Genomic DNA, 687 nt, shown 5'->3' on the forward strand with positions numbered 1-687 from the left:
GTGTGACGGGTGGCTGGTCGTTGTTTGAGAACTGCACAGTGGACGCGAGCATCTGTGGCCAAGTTTTTAAGGGCGCACGGTGGATGCCTTGGCACCAGGAACCGATGAAGGACGTGGGAGGCCACGATAGGCCCCGGGGAGCTGTCAACCAAGCTGTGATCCGGGGGTGTCCGAATGGGGAAACCCGGCAGTCGTCATGGGCTGTCACCCGCTGCTGAACACATAGGCAGTGTGGAGGGAACGCGGGGAAGTGAAACATCTCAGTACCCGCAGGAAGAGAAAACAACCGTGATTCCGGGAGTAGTGGCGAGCGAAACTGGATGAGGCCAAACCTATGACGTGTGATACCCGGCAGGGGTTGCGTTGTGGGGGTTGTGGGATCTCTCTTCTGTCGTCTGCCGGCGACAGGACGAGTCAGAAACCGTAGTGATAGGCGAAGGACATGCGAAAGGTCCGGCGTAGAGGGTAAGACCCCCGTAGCTGAAATCATTGCGGCTCGTTTGAGAGACACCCAAGTAGCACGGGGCCCGAGAAATCCCGTGTGAATCTGGCGGGACCACCCGCTAAGCCTAAATATTCCCTGGTGACCGATAGCGGATAGTACCGTGAGGGAATGGTGAAAAGTACCGCGGGAGCGGAGTGAAATAGTACCTGAAACCGTGTGCCTACAAGCCGTGGGAGCGTCGC

Annotated in this window: 1 rRNA gene; it reads left to right on the forward strand. The window is 58.1% G+C overall.

Features of this window, described 5'->3' with window-relative positions:
- Positions 1-56: 56 nt before the first annotated feature.
- Positions 57-687, forward strand: a 23S ribosomal RNA gene (locus JNW98_RS35805); the annotation flags it as partial.

Origin of the sequence: Streptomyces huiliensis, assembly GCF_020037025.1 — a bacterium.
In the GTDB taxonomy this organism is placed as follows: domain Bacteria; phylum Actinomycetota; class Actinomycetes; order Streptomycetales; family Streptomycetaceae; genus Streptomyces; species Streptomyces huiliensis.